At 70.5% G+C, this 3,221-nt stretch carries 5 protein-coding genes and 1 pseudogene; 4 read left to right on the forward strand and 2 right to left on the reverse strand.

All coding sequences use genetic code 11. The features are described from left to right. A pseudogene (locus VFV67_RS09535) lies at window positions 1–262 on the reverse strand (hypothetical protein); the annotation flags it as partial. 158 nt (window positions 263–420) lie between these two features. Between VFV67_RS09535 and VFV67_RS09540 the strand changes: the two are divergent. From VFV67_RS09540 to VFV67_RS09555, 4 genes are all read left to right on the forward strand, one after another. After that, window positions 421–1,302, forward strand: coding sequence for a universal stress protein (locus VFV67_RS09540; protein ID WP_326468867.1), 882 nt, complete (start codon window positions 421–423; stop codon window positions 1,300–1,302). Window positions 1,303–1,336: 34 nt separating this feature from the next. Further along, window positions 1,337–1,942 (forward strand): HPP family protein, encoded by a 606-nt coding sequence (locus VFV67_RS09545; RefSeq protein WP_326468868.1) that lies wholly within the window; start codon window positions 1,337–1,339, stop codon window positions 1,940–1,942. A 16-nt stretch (window positions 1,943–1,958) separates the two neighbouring features. After that, a complete protein-coding gene (locus VFV67_RS09550; RefSeq protein WP_326468869.1) occupies window positions 1,959–2,213 on the forward strand; it encodes a hypothetical protein in 255 nt (84 codons plus the stop codon). Between the two features lie 141 nt (window positions 2,214–2,354). After that, window positions 2,355–2,549 carry a DUF7455 domain-containing protein gene (locus VFV67_RS09555; RefSeq protein WP_326468870.1) on the forward strand — a complete coding sequence of 65 codons (195 nt, stop codon included), beginning with the start codon at window positions 2,355–2,357 and terminating at the stop codon, window positions 2,547–2,549. Between the two features lie 86 nt (window positions 2,550–2,635). On the opposite strand, the gene VFV67_RS09560 is transcribed toward VFV67_RS09555, so the two are convergent. Further along, window positions 2,636–3,221 (reverse strand): type I glyceraldehyde-3-phosphate dehydrogenase (locus tag VFV67_RS09560; RefSeq protein WP_326468872.1); only part of this gene is annotated, 586 nt, incomplete at its 5' end.

Here is a 3,221-nt window from a genome sequence, read left to right on the forward strand (position 1 = left end):
GGAACGGTCCGTGGTCGACGCCGCCGAGGAAGCCTTTGGTGGGGGAGCCGCCGTTGATCCAGGCGCCCTGTTCCGGGGTGGCGTAGCCCAGTCCGAACATCTTGTCGAGGAACGCCCAGGCGAAGATGAAGCCGAGGCCGACCCGGGTGAGGGCGAGCAGCTTGGCCGCGGTCGGGCTGATCGTGGCCGGCGGGGTGCCGGTGTCGGCGACGGTGGGGACCGGAACCCGTTTGGCCGTGGTGGGAGTCTCCTTGATGCTCATCGGTTTCTCCTTTCAACTGCCACAAGTCTGGGTTCACTCGAACGGGTTGATCTGGAGTCGAAGGTCCTCGGATCGGGGGGCCTTCGTCGCTGACTCGGCGCTGTGTCGACCGCAACGCTAGGGAGTGGAGGCATGTCTGGTTTGGAAAGGAGCACGCCATGACTACGACATCACCGATCGTCGTCGGCGTGGACGGATCGGACTCCGCGCTGCACGCCGTGCGGTGGGCGGCAAGGGAAGCCGAACTGCGCAACGCGCCGCTGCGGTTGGTGCACGTGTGCACCGTCGTGCCGCCGGGATATGTGAATCTGCCCGGTCACGGCGAGGTCCTCGTCGACCGGTGCCGGCAGTGGCTGCGGCAGGCGGCTGACGCCGCCCGCGCTGTCGCCGATCCGGTGGAGATCGTCACCGAGTTGCGGGCCGGCGTGATCGCCAAGGGGTTGATCGAGGAGTCGGCGGGGGCGCGGATGGTGGTCCTGGGTTCCCGTGGGCTTGGCGGCTTCACCGAGTTGCTGGTCGGTCCCATCGCGGTGACCGTGGCCGCGCACGCGCACAGCCCGGTGGTGGTCGTCCGTCCGCCGGGTACGCGGACACCACCGGTCGGCACCGGTCCGGTCGTGGTCGGCGTGGACGGCTCCCCCACCTCCGAGGCCGCGGTGGCGTTCGCGTTCGAAGCCGCGGCGCTGCGGGGCGTGCCGCTGCTGGCCGTGCACACCTGGCTGGACGTCGACTACACCGGGGCCTGGATCGCGCTGCCGTCCCTTGTGGACTGGGCGGCGGTGCGGGCCGACGCGCAGCGCCTGCTCGCCGAACGGTTGACCGCCTGGCAGGAGAAGTTTCCCACCGTCGAAGTGCACCGGATCGTCGAGCAGGACCGCCCGGCCCGGGCCCTGCTCGCGCACGCCAAGGACGCCCAACTGATCGTGGTCGGATCCCGCGGTCGCGGGGCATGGACCGGCCTGGGCCTCGGCTCGGTCAGCCACACCCTGCTGCATCACGCACCCTGCCCGGTCGCCGTCGTTCGGCCGGAGCAGAGCTGACCCTGCGCACACCCCTGATACAAGGAGGCCCGCGATGCGCGCCCGCGACATCATGACCAGCCCGGTGGTCACAATCCGGCCGGAGGCCACTATCCAGGCGGCCGCCGCATTGCTGACCGACCGCGGATTCACCGCGCTGCCAGTGGTGGACGAGGACGACCGGCTGGTCGGCATCGTCACCGAGGCCGACCTGGTCCGCGACCGGATCCTGCCCGACCCGCGGGATCACCTGCGCCGGGAACGGGTGCCCCGGGCGCCATCGCGGTCCACGGTCGGCGAGGTGATGACCTCACCCGCGGTCGCGATGAGCCCCGGGACCGACGTCGCGCAACTGGCGGCGGCGCTACTGGAAGCCCGGCAGCGCAGCATGCCGATCGTGGACGGTTCCCGCCTGGTCGGCATCGTCACCCGCCGCGATCTGGTTCGCGTCGTCGGACGCTCGGACACCGATATCGCTCGGGACGTCAAGCACCGGTTGGAGATCTACGGCCGGCCGGGCCGCTGGACCGTCCAGGTGCGGGACGGCGTCGTCACCGTCGGCGACGAGTACGACGATGCCACCGATGGCCACGTGGCCGTCGCGCTCGCCGAAGCCGTTCCCGGTGTCGTCCGGGCCGAGGTGTCCGGCCCCGGCGGGTGAGAGGAGGGCGACAACGATGGCGACCACCCCGAACCGTTCCGATCCGCGGCGCTGGCAACGGCATCGCGCGGTCCGGGTGCTCGCCAGCCATGCGCGCGATGCCGCCGAGCTCGCCGAACTCCTGGACATGCTCGGCTTGACCCCGTCGGAAGGACGACCACCACCGGACACCGTGAACCGTGAACCGCCACCGACCCCACGACACGCATCACCGACCGAACGGAATCTCGCCACCGCACTACTGGCCACCGTGACCGACGCCATCCGGTAGGCGGCAGGGACCTTCGACCCCGTTCGATGAGTCCGGGTGACCCACGAACCGGGTGCGAACGGCCGTGGGACAAGCTCGGCCGGTGCGGGAGGCTGGACGCAACAAGGTCGAACCAGCGGGGGTCAGCCCAAGGAGCCAGCCATGATCACCTCCACCGTTCGCCACGCGCCCGGCCTGTTCACCGCCACCGACCGCTGCGACCGGTGCGGTGCACGCGCCCAGGTGCGGATCGGTCTGCTCCAGGGCGAGTTGCAGTTCTGCGGCCACCATGTCCGTCGCCACTGGGCCGCGCTCAAGCTGGCCGCGTTGTGGTTCGAGCACAACGGCCCGTTCTAGTTGTCTGTGCACCACCGCGCATAACCCACCGCCCCCCGGCGCCGCAGGCGTCGGGGGGCGGTGGATTCTTTGTCCGCGGCAACCGGTCAGAGCATGCTGGCCATCAGGCGCACCAGGTCGACGGTGCGGTGGGCGTAGCCCCATTCGTTGTCGTACCAGCCGAACACCTTGGCCAGGGTGCCCTCGGCGGTGGTCAGCGACGCGTCGAAGACACAGGAGGCGGGATCACCGATGGCATCCCGGGACACGATGGGATCCTCGGTGTAGCGAAGGATGTCCTTGAGCCGGCCGGCGGCCGCCTCGGCGAACGCCCGGTTGATCTCCATGGCGGTAGCCGGGGTCTCCAGCTCCACCGTGAGGTCGGTGAGCGAACCGTCCTCGACCGGCACGCGCACCGCGACGCCGTGCAGCCGGCCGGCCAGTTCGGGCAGCACGAGGCCGACCGCGGTGGCGGCGCCGGTGGAGGTGGGGATCATGTTGACCGCCGCGGAGCGGGCCCGGCGCAGGTCCTTGTGCGGGCCGTCGAGCAGGGACTGGTCGTTGGTGTAGCTGTGGATGGTGGTCATCAGGCCCCGCCGGACCCCGAAGGTGCGGTGCAGCACGTCGACCATCGGAGCCAGGCAGTTGGTCGTGCACGAGGCGTTGGACACGATGTGGTGCTGCTCCGGGCGG

Source organism: Actinophytocola sp. (assembly GCF_035762905.1).
In the GTDB taxonomy this organism is placed as follows: Bacteria; Actinomycetota; Actinomycetes; order Mycobacteriales; family Pseudonocardiaceae; genus DASYTH01.